Raw genomic sequence first — 16,310 nt, 5'->3', positions numbered from 1 at the left:
CGGCCTCCATCGGATCGAAGGGAAGAAGAAATGGAACCCGTACGCACCGGGCGACGGCCCCTTCTCATCACATCTCTCGTAGCGTTCACTGTGACGGCCACATCAGCGGCCGCGTCGCCGGCTTCCGCCAACGAGCCGTCACCCTGTCAACAGCGGGGCCACTCCAGGCCCACGATCGTCCTGGTCCACGGCGCCTGGGCCGACGCTTCGAGCTGGAACGGCGAGGTGGCCTCGCTCCAGCGAGCCGGTTATACGGTGCGCGCCATCGCCAACCCGCTTCGCGATCTCACCACCGACAGCGCCACCGTCGCCGATTTCCTGCGGACCGTCCCCGGCCCGATCGTGCTCGCCGGACACTCGTACGGAGGCTCGGTGATCACGAATGCCGCGGCGAGCGTCCCGAACGTCAAGGCGCTGGTGTACGTCGACGCCGCGGCGCCCGCTGTGGGAGAGACCACCGGTCAGCTCAGCGGCTCCGATTCCGCGCTCGGCAAGGATCCCGGCGCCCTCTACGACATGGTGTCCTACCCGGGAGCACCCCGGGGAGCGGCGGATCTGTACCTCAAGCGGGAGGCCTTCGTCCGCTCGTTCGCCTCGGACCTCCCGAGGAGCACCGCCACACGTCTGTGGGCCACCCAGCGAGCCGCCTCGACCAGCGCGTTCCAGACGCCGTCGAAGGCCGCGGCGTGGAAGACGATCCCGTCCTGGTACTTCATCAGCACCGGCGACCGGATCATCACCCCGTCGTCAGAGCGATCCATGGCGAAGCGGGCGCACTCGAAAGTCACCGAGTTCCGCGGCGGCTCCCACCTGACCCTGGTGTCGCACCCGGACGCGGTGACGTCGGTCATCAGGTCCGCGATCTGCTCCGTACGCTAGGCGGCTCGGCCGGGCGGCGTACGCGATCCGTGCCCGCGGGACGGCGAGCCCCGGCGCGCGGATCGGCGCCCAGGGCTCAGGGATTGACGGCGCTCACCAGCCAGACGGCGCCGGGGATGCGCACCCCCTCCGAGGTCTCGTACGCCTTGAGACCCGCCCGCAACTCCTCCCGAGCCCGTTCGACGACGGCCGGGTCGACTCCGTCCAGATTGAAGCGGACCGGCCCCTGGCTGAGGATGAACTCCGCCGCGTCGGCGGCGTCGCGGCCGTAGTCCATCGGCGCCTCCACCCCGGTGACGCTCACGTCGGCGAACCCGGCCGCACCGAGCACCTCATGGATGCGGGCCGGGTCGGTCAGGGATCCCATCCCCCGGGCGGCGGGCGAGGGCCCGCGCATCAGCGGCTTCAGGGCCGCGGTGGCGCGGGCGTAGTCACTGTCGGGGGTGCCGCCCTGCGGGCCCACGAACACGAGCCGCCCGCCGGGCCGAAGGCCTCGCCGGATGTTGGCGAACCCGGCCACCAGGTCGTCGAAGAACATCACCCCGCCACGGCTGATCGCGACGTCGAAGCCACCGCCGGGAAAGGGATGGACCTGGGCGTCCCCCTGCTCGAACCGGACGTTGGCGATGCCCCGCCCGGCCGCGTCGGCGCGGGCGCGCTCCAGCATCGGCGCCGAGATGTCGACGCCGACGACACTCCCCCGGAACGCCTGGCGTGCGGCCGTCAGCGTCGGCTGGCCCGTACCGCAGCCGATGTCGAGGACGCGGTCGTCCTCGCCGATCGCGGCGGCTCGGAAGAGCTCGTCGTCGAAGGCGGCGACTATCGCGTTGTACCGGACGGCGTTGTTCGCCCAGTTGACCCCTTCCCAGCCGTTCCATGCTTCCGCGTGATGGGTGTTGGCGATGGCCTGCATGAACTCCCCTGACTGTAGTTGAACTCTAGAGCTGAACTCTAGATATAAGCTACAGCCATGAGTCAGGTCAAGAGCGGGGACAAGCGGGCTCGCCAGCCCAAGGAGACGCGCAGGCGCATGATTGAGGCCGCGCGCGACCTGTTCGTCCAGCGTGGATACGGCGCGACGGCGCTGCAGGAGATCGCGGACCGGGCCGGCGTCGCCGTGCAGACGATCTACTTCACGTTCGGCAACAAGCGCGCGCTGCTCAAGGAGCTTGTCGACGTGTCGATCGCGGGCGACGACGAGCCGATCGCGACGATGGACCGGCCGTGGTTCCGCGAGGCCCTGGCCGCCGAGACCGCCGACGCGCAGCTACGGCTCCACGTCCAGGGCACGGGGAGGATCCTGCAACGAGTGGCTCCGATCGTCGAGATGCTGCGCGCCGCCGGCTCGGCCGACCCGGGGATCGCCGAGATGTTCGGCCAGGACACCGACCCGAGGTTCACGGTTCACGCGGCGGCCGCCCGGGCGCTCGCGGCCAAGCCGGGGATCCGCCCGGGGGTGACGGCCGAGCATGCCGCCGATCTGCTGTTCGGCCTGCTCAGCCCGGAGCTCTACCTGCTGTTCGTCCGCGACCGCGGCTGGTCGCCCGGCCGGTGGGAGAGCTGGGCGTACGACACCCTGAGCTCCCAGCTCCTTTCTGACCACCAGGCGTCGCACGATCCGGTCAGACAGGAATGAACAGCGCCTCGAACGGCGGGTCGCCGACGCCGGTCGTGACGTGCCCTGTTCCTGTGATGTCAGCGGCGAGCACCAGGTCGCCGGGGGCGAAGCGACGCCGGCTGCCGTCGCTGACCGTCACCTCGATCGTTCCGCGCAGCATCACCACCCACTGCTCGCGCGGCGCTGGGTGCGCGGTGCTGTCGAACGCGGCGCTGCGCACGAACTGCACGCCGCCGATCGACGGCAGCTCGCCGACCGCCATGGGCGGCACTCCGCCGGCGACCTGCCTGCGTTCGACCGCGATCTCGCCGTCCTCGAACGCCGATCCGCCGTCCTCCATGGGGGCGATCCTGGTGAAGCGCATCAGTTCACCCCGATGAACTGGTGGTCGGTGCGGATCCGTTCGTCGCCGTCCAGAGCCAGAACGTCCAGGCCGCCGCCGACGGCCTCGCCCGTGCGGATCAGCACCATCGACCACCGGACGCCGAGCACGCCGGGCAGCAGGAGGAGCGGCTCCCCTGCGGTCTCGAAGGCGTGCTCGCCCGGCGCGACGAACATCTCGTAGGCGCGGGTCACCCTGGCGTTCAAGGCCTCGTGCCCGCGGACCTCCAGCGGTGGCACGGGAAACGCGAGCGCCGACGCGGCATCGCGGATCGTCTCGGGTGGGTCCACCAGCACCTGGATCCCGTCGGGCGCCCACAGGTCGCGGATGAGCGCGCCGCGCGCCGCCGGATCGGGCTCGTTCCACTGGGCGACATAACGGTCGGCCCATCGCTTCGCATCGAGAGGGTTGCTCATGCGCAGCAGTGTGCGGCCCGGCCCTGCGGCACGGCGATTCCCCGCAGGGAATCGCGCCACTTCGGGCGTCCAGTATGAATGGGGATATGACAGTGCTGGCGCCACCCGACCGGTTCGCCCATGTGCTGCGGCGCTGGCGGACGCGCCGCCGCGTCAGCCAGCTGGACCTGGCGATCAGAGCCGACACGACCCAGCGCCATCTGAGCTTTCTCGAACAGGGACGCTCGCGCCCGGGACGCGCCATGGTGATCCGGCTCGCCGAGTCTCTGGATCTGTCGCTGCGCGAGCGGAACGAGCTCCTCCTCGCGGCGGGCTACGCGCCGATCTACGCCGAGTCGAGTCTCGACGCCCCCGAGCTCGGACCGGTGCGCGAAGCGCTGGTGCGCATCCTCGACGGGCACCTGCCGTACCCCGCGGTCGTCGTCCGGCCGTACGGCGAGCTGGTCGCCGCGAACCGCGCGTTCGACGTCCTTTCCGAAGGCGCCGCGCCCGCGCTGCTGGAGCCCCCCGTCAACGTGCTGCGCCTCGCCCTGCATCCCGACGGGACGGCCCGCCGGGTCCGGAACCTGGCCGACTGGGGCCGCCACATCACCGGCAACCTGCGCGGCCAGGCACGGCTGAGCCCAGACCCTCGCCTGGAGGAGCTCATCGCCGAGCTGGACGGCTACCTTCCCGGCGTGGCCTCCCCGGCCGAGCACCTCGGCTTCGCCGTACCGCTGCGGTTGCGCGTGCCGCAGGGCGAGCTGCACCTCATCACCACGCTGACGTCGTTCGCGACCGCCACCGACGTCACACTGTCCGAGCTGCGCCTTGAAGCCTTCCTGCCCGCCGACGAGACCACGGCGACGATTCTCAGGCAACGGGAGGCTCTCCACGGTTTCCAGAAAAAATCTTGAGGTGGGCTGTAGTAGAGGGCCTTTCCCGTTCGTCATCCACCTGACGGAAGGAGAGCACCGATGGACATGACCACTGGTGCGTCCGCGACGGCCATCACCGATTCCACGACAGGAGCAGCCCGATGAGGTATCTGATGCTGGTGTGCACCGATCCCAACTACACGCCGGGCCAGGACGACGGCGCGCCGGACGTGGAGGACTGGGTCGCGGAGACGGACGGCAAGGGGATCCGGCTGATGGGCAACCGCGTCCGGCCGGCGAGCGACGCGACCACGGTCCGCGTCCGGGGCCGTGAGGTGCTGCTGACCGACGGCCCGTACGCGGAGACGAAGGACCAGATAGCCGGCTTCGACATCCTCGAATGCGCCGACCTCGACGAGGCCGTCGAGGTCGCGTCCAGGCATCCGATGGCGTGGTCGGGGATGATCGAGCTGCGCCCGTTCTGGCCGGACGACGAGGGCTGACGCCGAGACGGACGACGCTGGTGACAGCTCAGGTGAGGGACCGGGTCGCCGGGATCTACGCCGAAGGGTGGAGCCGGATCGTGGCCACCATGATCCGGTTCACCGGCGGCGACTGGGACCTGGCCGAAGAGTGCGCGCAGGACGCGTTCGCGCAGGCCCTTGAGAAGTGGCCGGGAACAGGTGTGCCGGACCAGCCGCTGGCGTGGCTGACCACCACGGCGCGCCGCCGCGCGATCGACCGGATGCGCCGCGCGTCGACTGAGGCGGCGAAACTGCGAAAGGTGGCCGCGATGGACCTGGAGCCGCCCTACCCGAGCGACAGCGAGATCCCCGACGAGCGGCTGGAGCTCATGTTCACCTGCTGCCATCCGGCGCTGAGCCTCGACGCCCAGGTGGCGTTGACCCTGCGGAGCCTGGCCGGCATGAGCACCGCCGAGATCGCGCGCGCGTTCCTGGTGCCGGAGCGCACCATGGGCCAGCGCCTGTTCCGGGCCAAACACAAGGTCGCGCACGCGGGCATCCCGTTCCGGGTGCCGCCGCCGCACCTGCTGCCGGACCGCCTTCCCGCCGTGCTCCACGTCCTCTATCTGCTGTTCAACGAGGGGTACGGAGACCCGCGGAAGGCCCGGCTGTGCCAGGAGGCCATCCGGCTCGCACGGGTGGTGACGGCGTTGATGCCTGACGAGCCGGAGGCGCAGGGCATGCTCGCGCTGATGCTTCTGCACGATGCCCGGCGGCCGGCGCGCACGGACGACGCCGGCGATCTGGTCACGCTGGACGAGCAGGACCGCTCGCTGTGGGATCGGGCGCTGATCGCGGAGGGCGCCGCGCTCTGCGAACGAGCGCTACGCCGGCGCCGCGCCGGGCCGTTCCAGCTCCAGGCGGCCATCGCGGCGTGCCATGCCACCGCACGGGCCGCGGCCGAGACGGACTGGCCGCAGATCGTCGGGCTGTACACCGAGCTCGCGCGCATCGCACCGAGCCCGATCGTGGATCTGAACCGCGCCGTGGCGATCGGCATGGCCGACGGCCCCGATGTGGCGCTGCCACTCGTCGACGCGATCGCCGCGACCGGCCGTCTCGACGACTACTACCTGTTGCACGCCACGCGCGCCGACCTGCTGCGGCGCGCCGGCCGTGCGCGGGAGGCGGCGGAAAGTTACCGCGCGGCGCTCGACCTCGCCCCTACCGACGCCGAGCGACGTTTTCTGCTCACCCGGCTACAGCGTGCCTGACGGGACGGTTCGGCAGCGGAGCGCTCGGAGCCGGCGTCGTACCGGCTACCCCGTCGTCCATCGCAGATCGGGCAGGTTGACCACGATGGCCTCCTGCGTGCTGCGCGCGATGACCACGACCGCCTCGGTGCCCGGGTCGGGGTTCTCCTCGCGGTGCGGCACGAAAGGCGGCACGAAGACGTAGGAGCCGGGGCGGGTCTCGACCCTCACCTCCCGTGGCTCGTCCCCTTCGAGATCGAGGAACACGAACGACGGTGTGCCGCTGACCACGTAGATGGCGGTCTCGGAGTCGCCGTGGTGGTGGTTCGCCGACGACGTGGCCGGGGCGACGTGGGTCTGCCCCATCCAGAGGCGCGACGCCCCGACCGTGGCCCCGCTGATCGCGGCCCGGCGGTACATGCCCGAGGTCTGCGCCGTCTCCGACGTCAGCCCTCCAGGGACGACGTGGTGCAGCCGGCGATGGAACGGGTCCTCCGGCAGCCCGGGCGGGATGATGCCGTCAGCCATGGTCGTCCTCCTCGTCCACCGGCACGCCGGCAATCATGGTGCCTGATCGCTTAGTGGAGGGCCAGGGCGCCATTCGGTCAGGCGGCCGTCCGGTCACGGCGCAGCCGCTCGGGCGATCGCCTCGGCATACTGTTCGCCGGTCATGCCGCTGCTGGTGCCGGGGTAGTTCTGGTACAGGTCGTGCCGGTCGTCCGCCCACATCTGGTAGTCCCGGCGCGCGTCCTGCTCGTCCTGGCCGGTCGCCGTGGCCACCTGCTGCCAGGTCACGCCCGCCTGGAGCGCCCGGTCGACGTGGGCGAGGCTCCGGACGCTTCGCGCGATGGACTCGGCCAGCGCCAGCAGCTCGACATGCTCGCCCGCGGTCAGCGGCGGATAACGGCCGGCGTCGCCGTGGCGGCTGGGGTCGTAGTCTCCCCTGGACTTCAGCGTGTCGATCGCCTGCACGTGCAGGTCACGGTCGGACAGCTCGTGCCACCGCTTCAGCCGCGCCGAGATCGGGACGTCAGACAGCTCGTGCGGGCTGGTGGGGCCGTCGTGGAGGGGGCTGGTCATCTCGTCTCTCCCGCGAAAATCGATCAGCTCGACGCCCGATCGACAGGCACGTCAGGGCTTTCGGCTAGGCCGCAGCATAGTCGTCCTCTTCGACCGCGCTCCTGACGCGGACGGCGGACGGACGGCTGTGGTCAGGAGGTCAGCGAGGCCAGCTCTCGCCATTGCGGCAGGGGCATGGCTGAGCCGGCGCCCACGACGTGCAGACAGACATGGTCGGCGCCGGCCTGGTGGTGGGCCCGAATGCGCTCGCCGACGGTCTCCACATCTCCCCAGGCCACGATGCGGTCGATGAGCCGGTCACTCCCCCCGCGGGTGAGGTCCTCCTGGGCGAATCCCTGGCGGCGCAGGCTTCGGGCGTAGTGGTCCATGCCGAGGAACACATTGAGGAATTCGCGGGCTGCGGTGCGGGCCTTCGCGGGGTCGCGTTCGAGTACGACGGCCTGATAGGGCGCGATGAGCGGACCGTCGCCGAGCCGGCTCCTCGCCGCGGACGTGTATTCCGGTGTGACCATGAACGGATGCACGCCGGCGGTGCGTCGTCCTGCGAGTTCGGTCATCTTGGGACCGAGTGCCGCCATGAGCCGCTCGGCGAGGGGTACCGGTGCGGGGGCCTGGTCGAGCTCGTCGAGGTAGCCGCCCATGTCGGCCAGTGGGCGGTACGGATGCCCCGCGCTTCGGGCTGCTGCCGGGTCGCTGACGCCGAGGCCCAGCAGGTGCCGACGGCCGTAGGTGTTCTGGAGGTGCGCGTGCCCTGCCGCCATGTCGGCGGCGGGATGTCGCCAGATGCTCGCGACTCCGACGGCCACCTTCGCCGTCCGGGTGGCTTGCAGCAGCCGTTCCGAGTCACCGAGGATGTCGCCGCCTCCCAGGCCCGGTATCCACAGGGCTCCCCAGCCCAGTTCGTCGAGTTCGGCCGCGGCGTCGGAGATCTCGTACGGATCAGCCATCCGCAACTCGATACTCCAGATACCGGTCAGTCCGAGGTCCATCGCTTGTGTCCTATCTGCGCAAATGCCGCGGTAAGCGTCGTGCTCTTACTCCTGCCGGGCCAGGAGGGGGGTGACTTCGCGGCAATGTCGATCGGTCCGCGACGGCGGCTCCCGGCTCGGCGCCGGAGGGGACGGGCGTCGGTCAGATCTGGTTGCGCCCGCCGTCGACGAAGAGCTCGATGCCGGTGATGAAGGTGCTCTGGTCCGAGGCGAGGAAGACAACGGCGCTCGCGACCTCGTCGGGGCGCCCGATACGTCCCATCGGGATGGTGCCGGCCATGTAGGACTTGAGCTGGTCGGCCCCCGCCTGGTCGGGGGCGAGACCGTCGATGCCGGGGGTGTCGATCGTGCCGGGGCTGATGGCGTTGACCCGGATCGAACGACCCTTGAGTTCGGCGGCCCAGGTGCGGGCGAAGGAGCGTACGGCGGCCTTGGACGCCGCGTACACGCCGAACGCCTCGTTGCCGAGGGTGGCGGCGTTGGATGCCTGCAGGATGATCGAGGCGCCGTCGTTGAGCAGCGGCAGTGCCTTCTGGACGGTGAAGAGCACGCCCTTGGTGTTGGTGCCGAAGGTCTGGTCGAAGTGCTTCTCGGTGACCTGCTCCAGCGTGGAGAACTCGCCGCCGCCCGCGTTGGCGTAGAGCACGTCGATACGCCGGCCCTGCTGAGCCACGGCCTCGTACAGCCGGTCCAGGTCGGCCAGATCGGCCACGTCGCCGCGTACGCCGGTCGAATTGCGGCCGATCTTGGCCACCGCGGCGTCGAGTGCGTCCTGGCGGCGGCCGGTGACGAAGACGTACGCGCCCTCTGCCGCGAAACGCTCCGCGGTGGCCAGGCCGATTCCGCTGGTGCCTCCGGTCACGATCGCCGTCTTGCCCTCAAGTTGTCCCATGGCGGGTGCTCCTGTTTCCGATGTGAGTGCGCCCATGCGAGCCGCACAGGTTTTTTAGTGCTCACTAAGAAACTAGGGAGTCCGGAGGTGCGTGTCAACCCGATGGAGTGCTCGCGCGGCCCCGACGAAGCCGCACTGCCGTGCGTGACGGCCTGTCGCCAGGGCACTGTGGGGGCGCTGCGGGAGGGCGCTGTGGGAGGGCGCTGCGTGAGGCGCCGCCACCGGCGGCGGAGACGCGCTGCCGGGCGAGGACGGCGAGGTCGGGGCCTGCGGTCAGGCGTCAGCCGGGCGCGGCCAGACAGTCATGGCCGTGTCAACGATCTGATGCAGGTGTTCCCGGCTCGCCCCACCGGCGGCCTGGACCGCGATGCCCTGATAAATGGTGGTGAAGTAGCGAGCGAGGCCGTCGGGATCTGTGCCGGCGGGAAGTTCGCCGTCGCTACGGGCCCGCCGCAGCCGCTCACGCAGGGCCGTCTCGCCGGCCGCGCGGCGTGCCGTCAGTTCATCGCGTGCGGCCTCCGCGCCCGGTGAGCATGCGAGCGCGCCCTGCACCGTGATGCATCCGCGCGGGTGGTCAGGATCCGTCGTGGCGTCGGCGGCGCCGTGCAGGAGGGTTTCCACGGCCGCTCGCGCCGTCGGCTGGTCGAACGCCTCACGGATGTACCGGGCGGGGCCGTCGGCGTAGCGGTCGAGCACCTTGCGGAACAGCTGCTCCTTGTTCCCGAAGGCGTTGTAGAGGCTGGGCGCGTTGTTGATGCCCATCGCCTTGGTGAGATCGGAGATTCCGGTGCCTTCATAGCCTTGACGCCAGAACACCTCCAGTGCCCGGTCGAGAGCCGCGTCGCTGTCGAAGGAGCGCGGTCGTCCCCCTGCCATGATCACTCCGATTCCGCGCAGAATTTGTAGCTACTGCTAAATATATGGCCCGCCGGACATTCCCGAGCGGCCGTCGAGCCGCCTCGCGCGGCCGATCAGAGCTCCGCGACTCTGGCCAGCGCCGTGTCGACGGCGGCCCGGGACGCCGGGAGCAGGGGGAGCCGGACGCCGGCCGTCGGGATGCGGCCCTGGGCGTGGAGGACGCCCTTGAGCACCGTGGGGTTGGGCTCGGCGAAGAGGGCGGCCGACAGCGCGGTCAGCCGGTGGCCCAGCTTCCGGGCGCGCGCCGCCTCCCCGGCGTGCCAGGCGGCGGCGAGCTCCACGTACGACCCGGTGGCCAGGTGGGCCGAGGCCAGGATGCCCCCGGTGGCGCCGAGCGCGAGAAGCGGGGAGACGAAAAGGTCGTCGCCGGCCAGGACCGCGAAGTCCTCCGGGAGATCGCCGAGGAGTTCGACGGCCTGTTCGTCGACGCCGCCGGCCGCGTACTTCATGCCGGCGACGCCGCGCAGCGCGCCGAGTGCGCGGAGGCAGGCCGCGCTGAGCGGCTGCGCGGTGCGGTAGGGGACGTGGTAGACGATCAGGGGTACCGGGCTGGTCGCGGCGAGGCTGGTGAAGTGCGCGAGGACGCCGGCCGCCATCGGCCGGGTGAAGTACGGGACGGGCACCAGGGCGGCCGTCACGTACGGCAGATGCGAGAGGTCCGCCAGCGCCGCCGCGGTCGCGCGGGTGTCGTGCGATCCCGCGCCGACGATGAGCGTGGCGCCGCGTTCCCGGCAGACGCGGCTGCAGACGTCGACGACCGTGCGCTTCTCGTCCGCGGTGAGCGAGGCCGGCTCCCCGGTCGTGCCGAGAGCGACGATGCCGCGCGCGCCCGCGTCGAGCACGGCGTGCGCGAGCCCTTCGAGGCTGACGGCCGCGACCGTGCCGTCGGCCGCGAAAGGCGTGATGAGCGGGACGTGGATCCCGGCCAGGGTCTCGGTGCTCAGAACGTCGGAGGTACGGGTATCAGGGCGGGAAGTCGCGGGGCTCATGGGATCGATGGTGGCTCGGAGGATTTACCCAGGTCCAGTTACCTTTTCCGGCCTGAAGCATAAGCTGAGCCGATGCTCGACCTTCGCCGCCTCCGCCTGCTCCGGGAGCTCGACCATCGCGGCACCATCGCGGCGGTCGCCCAGGCCCTGGCCTTCAGTCCGTCGGCCGTGTCGCAGCAGCTGGCGGTTCTGGAGAGGGAAGCCGGTGTGCCATTGCTGGAGCGCACCGGCCGCCGTGTGCGTCTCACACCGGCCGGACGCAACCTCGCCCGGCACGCCGAAGCACTGCTGGAACGCCTCGAACTGGCGTCCGCCGAGCTGGTCGACGCCCGCCGGGGCCTCGCCGGGCCACTGCGGATCGGCACCTTCCCGACCGCGGCCCGGGCGATCCTGCCGGCCGCGCTGGTCGAGCTGGGTCGCCGGCACCCGGCGCTGGAGCCGATGGTGTCGGAGATCGACCCCGCCGCGATCGCCGACGCGCTGCGAGCCGGCGAGCTGGACGTGGCGCTGATCCACGACTACGACTTCGTCCCACGGGCCGCGACGCCGGGCCTGACCGTGGCACCGCTGTGCGCCGAGTCGATGTATCTGGCCTCCGCGTCCCGGCTGGACGCGCCGCCGGACCAGGTCGTCGCACAGTGCGAGGCGGCCGACTGGATCACGGCTTCGCCGGGCACGGCGTGCCACCAGATGACGATCCGTGCCTGTCAGGCCGCCGGCTACACCCCCCGGGTCCGGCACCGCATCGACGAGTTCTCCACGGTGCTGGCCCTGGTGGCGGCCGGGCAGGGCGTCGCGCTCGTCCCCCACCTCGGGACGTTCGACGCCCCGCGGGGCACGGTCCTGACGCGGGTGCCGATCCGGCGGCGTACCAAAATCGCCTTCCGGAGCGGCGGCGGAGGGCATCCCGCCGTGGCGGCGATCACCGCGGCGTTACGTAGTTCTGTGCCCGTCGGCCTGGACGCCGAGTAGACGGTGGACGCAGCGGTCGCCGCCTGGCCGAGCCGGTACGGAACACACGGCTCCCCTTCACAACCGGCGGCCGTCACCCATTACATGAACATCCCGTCGTGTCGCCCCGTACTCAACTCTGCGGTCAGTACACCTAGGCCTCCCGGACGGGCTGGTAGGTGAGGGAGACAAGGCTGTCACCGACGGTGCGCGCGCCGATGAGGTGCATGATTTTCCGGTCACCGGTCTCGCCGAAGAGCCGCTCGCCAGCTCCGGCCACGGCCGGGTAGACGATGAGCCGCAGTTCGTCGACGAGGTCGTGCTCCATGAGTGTGGGCACGAGCCGGCCGCTCGCATAGACGACGATGTCCCCGTTCACCTTTCGCTTCAGCTTCGAGACCTCGTCCACCACGTCGCCCTTCAGGACGGTGGAGTTCTGCCACTCGAGATTTTCGATGGCCGAGGACACGACGTACTTGGGCAGGCTTCTCAACCTGTCCGCCCACTCGCCACTCCGGGACACCCATCCCCGCGCGACGAAGTACTCGTAGCTCCGTCGCCCCAGTAGCAGCGCCTCGGTGCCCAGCGCCTCGGCGATCAGGACCTTGGCCCACGCTTCACGGTCCGCCTTGGCCGGGTCGAACCAGCCGCCGAACCTGAAGCCCTCCTCACCGGTCGGGTCCTGGATAACTCCGTCGAGCGAGGCGGTCTCGCTGATCACGATCTTTCCCATGTCGCTCTCCTTGTTGGCGTCGCCGACTTCCACCGATCTAGACGTCGCGTCATCGGGAAAGGGGGCGCTCGTCAACCGCCCCTTTCGCCCTCCTGCCGGCGTCCGTACAGGATGGAAGCGCAAGACAAGGTGCGGGAGAGGTGGCCGGAGTGGAGTTGGTGAGAGCCAACCTGATCAGCAGAGCGCGGGCCAGGGACGGCGAGGCGTTCCGTGCGCTGACCGAGCCGCACCGCCGCGAGTTGCAGGTGCACTGCTACCGGATGCTCGGCTCGTTCCAGGACGCCGAGGATGCGCTTCAGGACAGCTTGCTGGCCGCCTGGCGGGGTCTCGAGGGGTTTGACGGCCGCGCCTCGATCCGCACGTGGCTCTACCGGATCGCCACCAACCGATGCCTCGACGCGCTCCGCTCGGCCAGCAGACGCCCGGCCAAGGAGTGGGACATCCCCGGGGTTGAACCGCCCGAACCGACTCGGCTCGGCGAAGTCGTATGGCTGGAGCCCTATCCCGAGGCCCTCCTTGAAGGTGCGTTCCATGTGCCGCTCGGCCCGGAGGCCCGCTACGAGCAGACCGAATCCATCTCCCTGGCCTTCGTGACCGCGCTCCAGGTCCTGCCGCCTCGCCAGGTCGCCGTCCTCGTCTTGCGCGACGTTCTCGGATTCCACGCCAACGAGGTGGCCGACATGCTGGACACGACCGTCGAATCGGTCAAGAGTGCCCTCAAGCGGGCGCGCGCCGCCCTGCAGCGCCGACAGTCGACAGTCGCCGGCCGCGAACCGCCTCCCGCCGCCGATTCGTCTGCGGAGGAGGCGATCGTGGCGAAGTTCGTCAGCGCGTACGAGTCCGCCGACATCGACGCGCTGGTGGCCCTGCTGACCGACGACGTCTTCACGTCCATGCCACCGCTGCCCCTCGAATACGAGGGCCGAGACGTCGTGGCCCGCTTCTGCGCCGGCATCTTTCGCGCCGGCCGGACATTCGACCTCGTGCCGACGCGAGCCAACGGTCAACCGGCGTTCGGGGCATACCTGCGCGCTCCCACCGGTATCCGCCACGGGACCGGCCTGGTCGTCATCACCCTCACCGGCGACCGGATCTGCGCCATGACCCGCTTCGAAAACAGCGTGCTCCCATCGTTCGGGCTGCCGCGATCGCTCCCTGCCCTCCGGGCCGTGCCGCTGGTCAGCCCATGCTCTTGGCGCCGTCCAGGGACTCGCGGATGATGTCGGCGTGGCCGGCGTGCTGGGCGGTCTCGGCGATGATGTGCATCAGCACCCGGCGGACCGACCACGCGCTGTCATGGAACCACGGGGCTTTGGGAAGCGGCCGGGTGGCGCCCAGGTCGGGCAGGGTGGCGACCAGGTCGTCGACCCGGCGGGCCACCTCGGCGTAGTCGGCCAGCACACCGGCCAGCGTCTCACCGGGCAGCAGCCGGAAGCCGTCGGCCCACTGGGCCAGGTCGGCCTCGGTCATGGCGGTGAAGTCGCCCATCGCCGACGGGCCCTCGAGGATGAAGTTCGCCCAGTTCCGCTCGACCGCGGTGACGTGCTTGATCAGGCCGCCCAGGCACAGCTCGCTGACGGTGGTCCGCCGCGCGGCCTGCTCGTCGGTCAGGTCGCGGGTGGTGAAGCGCAGGAAGTGCCGGTGGGTGGCCAGCATCGCAAGCAGGTCGGCGCGCTCGCCGGTGACGTCCGGCGTCTGGGACAGGTCCGGGCTGGTCAGTTCGTTCACGGTCATGGTCACGGCCTTCCGTCGTTCCTGTCGGTCAAGGACCACGCTAGAAGCCATAGCGGTCACTTTCTGGCCTGAAAGGCGGAGAGAATCGAGGACATGGCGAACACCAGCTCCCGGACGCTGCGGCTGCTGTCCCTGCTCCAGACCCACCGGCACTGGCCGGGCACCGAACTGGCCCAGCGGCTGGAAGTCTCGGCCCGCACCCTGCGCCGGGACGTCGACCGGCTGCGCGAGCTGGGCTATCCGGTCGAGGCGCAGCGCGGCGTCGACGGCGGCTATCAGCTCGCCGCGGGCGCGACACTGCCGCCGCTGGTGATCGACGACGAGGAGGCGGTCGCCCTCGCCGTGGGGCTGCAGGTCGCCGCGCAGGGCGCGGTGGAGGGCATCGCCGAGTCCTCGGTCCGGGTCCTGGCCAAGGTGGTGCAGGTGATGCCCGCCCGGCTGCGGCGCCGGGTGGAGGCGCTGCGCGCGATGACCGTACCCGCCGGCTGGGGCGGGCCGGCCGCGTCGGGCGTCGACCCGGGTGCGCTCACCGCGATAGCGCTGGCCTGCCGGGACAGCGAACAGCTCCGCTTCTCCTACACCGCCGCCGACGGCCGGCACACCGACCGGCACACCGAACCGCACCGGCTGGTCTGTCTCGGCCGTCGCTGGTACCTGGTCGCCTACGACCTCACCCGGCACGACTGGCGCAGCTTCCGGGTCGACCGGCTCACCGCGCCGCAGGCCACCGGATCCCGGTTCCGGCCCCGCGACCTGCCCGCCACCGACGCCGCCGCGTTCGTCCGCGCCGGTCTCGACAATCTGCACCGCCCGTACCAGGTAGAGGTCCTGGTCGACGCGCCTGCCGCGACCGCACGAGCACGGATCGGCCAGTGGAGCACGATCGAGGAGGTTGACGCCGAGCACTGCCGCATGCGCATGGCCGTCGACAACCTGGACTGGCCGGCCATGGCGCTGGGCGTCCTGGGCGCCGACTTCCACGTCGTCAACCCGCCCCAGTTGCTCGACCACATCCGCGACTGGAGCGCTCGGTTCGACCGGGCCCAGACCTTCTCTCACCTGGCGTGAACCATCTGGGCTGCGGCTGACATCAGGCGCCCGTGCCGGGCCCTGGCGGCTCGCCAACCCCGCAAGTCAGTCATGCGACTAACTATCGGCACGGATGTCTGCTACCGTGGTTTTCAGTCAGCCAACTGACTAAGAACTGAGGAGCGTACGTCATGATCGTTGTCACCGGCGCCACAGGGAACGTCGGCCGGAGTCTCGTACGACTGCTGGCCGGGACGGGCGAGCAGGTCACCGCGGTGTCTCGCCGCATCACGGAAGCCGACGTCCTCGAAGGCGTGCGCGCCGAGGCCGCCGACCTGGGCGACGTCGAGAGCATGCGTCCGGTCCTGGAGAAGGCGGACGCGCTGTTCCTCCTGGTCGCCGGGGAGGACCCGCAGGGGTTGGTGGGTGCGGCCAAGGCCGCGGGCGTCCGCAAGCTCGTACTGCTGTCCAGCCAGGGTGCCGGGACCCGCCCGCACGCGTACGAGCACGCAGTCCGGTTCGAGACGGCTGTACGCGAGTCGGGGCTGGCCTGGACGATCCTGCGCTCAGGCGGCATGGCCTCCAACGCCTACGCGTGGGCCGAGCCGATCCGGCTCCACCGCACCGCCTACGCGCCCTTCGGCGACGTGGGCCTGCCGTTCGTCGACCCCGACGACGTGGCAGCCGTAGGGGCGGCCGTCCTGCGGGAGGACGCGCACGACGGCGCCACCTATGTGCTGACCGGGCCGGCGGCGACCAGCCCGCGCGAGCGGGTGGCGGCGATCGGTCAGGCGCTGGGCGAGCCGGTGCGCTTCGTCGAGCAGACCCGGCAGGAGGCCTACGAGCAGATGGCGCAGTTCATGCCGCTGCCCGTGGTCGAGGGGACGCTGGCCATCCTCGGCGAGCCCACTCCGGAGGAGCAGCGCGTCAGTCCGGACATCGAGCGGATCCTGGACGTCGCCCCGCACACCTTTGGCGAGTGGGCCAAGCGCAACGCCGCCGCCTTCCGGTGACCAAGGGCCTCCCGGCTGATCACGTCCTTCCCGTCCGGGCCGCGTGTGGCCACCCTGACCACGCGCGGCCGGCGGCCGGGTAGTGCCTCAGATCGCGGCGGGCCGAATGATCG

20 protein-coding genes are annotated in these 16,310 nt (G+C 70.8%); 9 read left to right on the top strand and 11 right to left on the bottom strand.

Features of this window, described 5'->3' with window-relative positions; translation table 11 throughout:
* The first annotated feature begins 90 nt into the window (after positions 1–90).
* Complete coding sequence (locus tag AB0B72_RS08510) at positions 91–879, top strand: alpha/beta fold hydrolase (RefSeq protein WP_367737947.1); 789 nt, start codon at positions 91–93, stop codon at positions 877–879.
* Positions 880–955: 76 nt separating this feature from the next.
* Here AB0B72_RS08510 and AB0B72_RS08505 read toward each other — a convergent pair whose 3' ends face one another.
* The gene (locus AB0B72_RS08505; protein ID WP_367737945.1) at positions 956–1,792 is read right to left on the bottom strand and encodes a class I SAM-dependent methyltransferase; all 837 of its coding nucleotides are present in this window, start codon (positions 1,790–1,792) and stop codon (positions 956–958) included.
* 57 nt (positions 1,793–1,849) lie between these two features.
* On the opposite strand from AB0B72_RS08505, the gene AB0B72_RS08500 reads away from it, so the two are divergent.
* Positions 1,850–2,515, top strand: a complete 666-nt coding sequence (locus AB0B72_RS08500) for a TetR/AcrR family transcriptional regulator (protein WP_367737943.1) — start codon at positions 1,850–1,852, stop codon at positions 2,513–2,515.
* Here the strand turns inward: AB0B72_RS08500 and AB0B72_RS08495 are convergent.
* Together AB0B72_RS08495 and AB0B72_RS08490 are read right to left on the bottom strand one after the other, a co-directional pair.
* Positions 2,502–2,861: a hypothetical protein gene (locus AB0B72_RS08495; protein ID WP_367737941.1), complete on the bottom strand. Its 360-nt coding sequence runs from the start codon at positions 2,859–2,861 to the stop codon at positions 2,502–2,504. The genes AB0B72_RS08500 and AB0B72_RS08495 overlap by 14 nt on opposite strands.
* Complete coding sequence (locus AB0B72_RS08490; protein ID WP_367737940.1) at positions 2,861–3,295, bottom strand: hypothetical protein; 435 nt, start codon at positions 3,293–3,295, stop codon at positions 2,861–2,863. Before AB0B72_RS08490 ends, AB0B72_RS08495 begins: the two co-directional genes overlap by 1 nt.
* An 86-nt stretch (positions 3,296–3,381) precedes the next feature.
* Between AB0B72_RS08490 and AB0B72_RS08485 the strand changes: the two genes are divergently transcribed.
* From AB0B72_RS08485 to AB0B72_RS08475, 3 genes are all read left to right on the top strand, one after another.
* Positions 3,382–4,191: a helix-turn-helix domain-containing protein gene (locus AB0B72_RS08485; RefSeq protein ID WP_367737939.1), complete on the top strand. Its 810-nt coding sequence runs from the start codon at positions 3,382–3,384 to the stop codon at positions 4,189–4,191.
* A 122-nt stretch (positions 4,192–4,313) separates the two neighbouring features.
* Positions 4,314–4,655 carry a YciI family protein gene (locus tag AB0B72_RS08480; RefSeq protein WP_367737937.1) on the top strand — a complete coding sequence of 114 codons (342 nt, stop codon included), beginning with the start codon at positions 4,314–4,316 and terminating at the stop codon, positions 4,653–4,655.
* A 20-nt stretch (positions 4,656–4,675) separates the two neighbouring features.
* Positions 4,676–5,890, top strand: a complete 1,215-nt coding sequence (locus AB0B72_RS08475) for an RNA polymerase sigma factor (protein ID WP_367737936.1) — start codon at positions 4,676–4,678, stop codon at positions 5,888–5,890.
* A gap of 45 nt (positions 5,891–5,935) precedes the next feature.
* On the opposite strand, the gene AB0B72_RS08470 is transcribed toward AB0B72_RS08475, so the two are convergent.
* The 6 genes from AB0B72_RS08470 to AB0B72_RS08445 all read right to left on the bottom strand — a co-directional run bounded on the left by AB0B72_RS08470 (position 5,936) and on the right by AB0B72_RS08445 (position 10,737).
* Complete coding sequence (locus tag AB0B72_RS08470) at positions 5,936–6,397, bottom strand: cupin domain-containing protein (protein WP_367737934.1); 462 nt, start codon at positions 6,395–6,397, stop codon at positions 5,936–5,938.
* A gap of 93 nt (positions 6,398–6,490) precedes the next feature.
* A complete protein-coding gene (locus AB0B72_RS08465; RefSeq protein ID WP_367737932.1) occupies positions 6,491–6,949 on the bottom strand; it encodes a hypothetical protein in 459 nt (152 codons plus the stop codon).
* 131 nt (positions 6,950–7,080) lie between these two features.
* Positions 7,081–7,938: a TIGR03620 family F420-dependent LLM class oxidoreductase gene (locus AB0B72_RS08460; protein WP_367737931.1), complete on the bottom strand. Its 858-nt coding sequence runs from the start codon at positions 7,936–7,938 to the stop codon at positions 7,081–7,083.
* Between the two features lie 142 nt (positions 7,939–8,080).
* Entirely contained in the window at positions 8,081–8,830 is a 750-nt protein-coding gene (locus AB0B72_RS08455) for a glucose 1-dehydrogenase (RefSeq protein WP_367737928.1), read from the bottom strand.
* A 273-nt stretch (positions 8,831–9,103) separates the two neighbouring features.
* Positions 9,104–9,706 (bottom strand): TetR/AcrR family transcriptional regulator, encoded by a 603-nt coding sequence (locus tag AB0B72_RS08450; RefSeq protein WP_367737926.1) that lies wholly within the window; start codon positions 9,704–9,706, stop codon positions 9,104–9,106.
* A 95-nt stretch (positions 9,707–9,801) separates the two neighbouring features.
* Positions 9,802–10,737, bottom strand: coding sequence for a dihydrodipicolinate synthase family protein (locus tag AB0B72_RS08445; protein ID WP_367737924.1), 936 nt, complete (start codon positions 10,735–10,737; stop codon positions 9,802–9,804).
* A gap of 72 nt (positions 10,738–10,809) precedes the next feature.
* On the opposite strand from AB0B72_RS08445, the gene AB0B72_RS08440 reads away from it, so the two are divergent.
* Positions 10,810–11,709 carry a LysR substrate-binding domain-containing protein gene (locus tag AB0B72_RS08440; RefSeq protein WP_367737922.1) on the top strand — a complete coding sequence of 300 codons (900 nt, stop codon included), beginning with the start codon at positions 10,810–10,812 and terminating at the stop codon, positions 11,707–11,709.
* A gap of 133 nt (positions 11,710–11,842) precedes the next feature.
* Here AB0B72_RS08440 and AB0B72_RS08435 read toward each other — a convergent pair whose 3' ends face one another.
* Complete coding sequence (locus AB0B72_RS08435) at positions 11,843–12,421, bottom strand: dihydrofolate reductase family protein (protein ID WP_367737920.1); 579 nt, start codon at positions 12,419–12,421, stop codon at positions 11,843–11,845.
* 149 nt (positions 12,422–12,570) lie between these two features.
* Between AB0B72_RS08435 and AB0B72_RS08430 the strand changes: the two genes are divergently transcribed.
* A complete protein-coding gene (locus tag AB0B72_RS08430) occupies positions 12,571–13,641 on the top strand; it encodes a sigma-70 family RNA polymerase sigma factor (protein WP_367737919.1) in 1,071 nt (356 codons plus the stop codon).
* Here AB0B72_RS08430 and AB0B72_RS08425 read toward each other — a convergent pair.
* Positions 13,601–14,155, bottom strand: a complete 555-nt coding sequence (locus tag AB0B72_RS08425; protein ID WP_367737917.1) for a DinB family protein — start codon at positions 14,153–14,155, stop codon at positions 13,601–13,603. The two genes, AB0B72_RS08430 and AB0B72_RS08425, sit on opposite strands and share 41 nt — an antisense overlap.
* Positions 14,156–14,248: 93 nt before the next feature.
* Here AB0B72_RS08425 and AB0B72_RS08420 point away from each other — a divergent pair, with 93 nt between their 5' ends.
* The gene (locus AB0B72_RS08420) at positions 14,249–15,223 is read left to right on the top strand and encodes a helix-turn-helix transcriptional regulator (protein WP_367737915.1); all 975 of its coding nucleotides are present in this window, start codon (positions 14,249–14,251) and stop codon (positions 15,221–15,223) included.
* A 152-nt stretch (positions 15,224–15,375) separates the two neighbouring features.
* On the top strand, positions 15,376–16,197 hold the full coding sequence (locus AB0B72_RS08415) for an SDR family oxidoreductase (protein WP_367737914.1): 822 nt from the start codon (positions 15,376–15,378) through the stop codon (positions 16,195–16,197).
* Positions 16,198–16,310: the final 113 nt, after the last annotated feature.

Origin of the sequence: Microbispora sp. NPDC049125, from assembly GCF_040802045.1 — a bacterium.
In the GTDB taxonomy this organism is placed as follows: domain Bacteria; phylum Actinomycetota; class Actinomycetes; order Streptosporangiales; family Streptosporangiaceae; genus Microbispora.
This window is presented reverse-complemented; position numbering and strand designations above follow the sequence as displayed.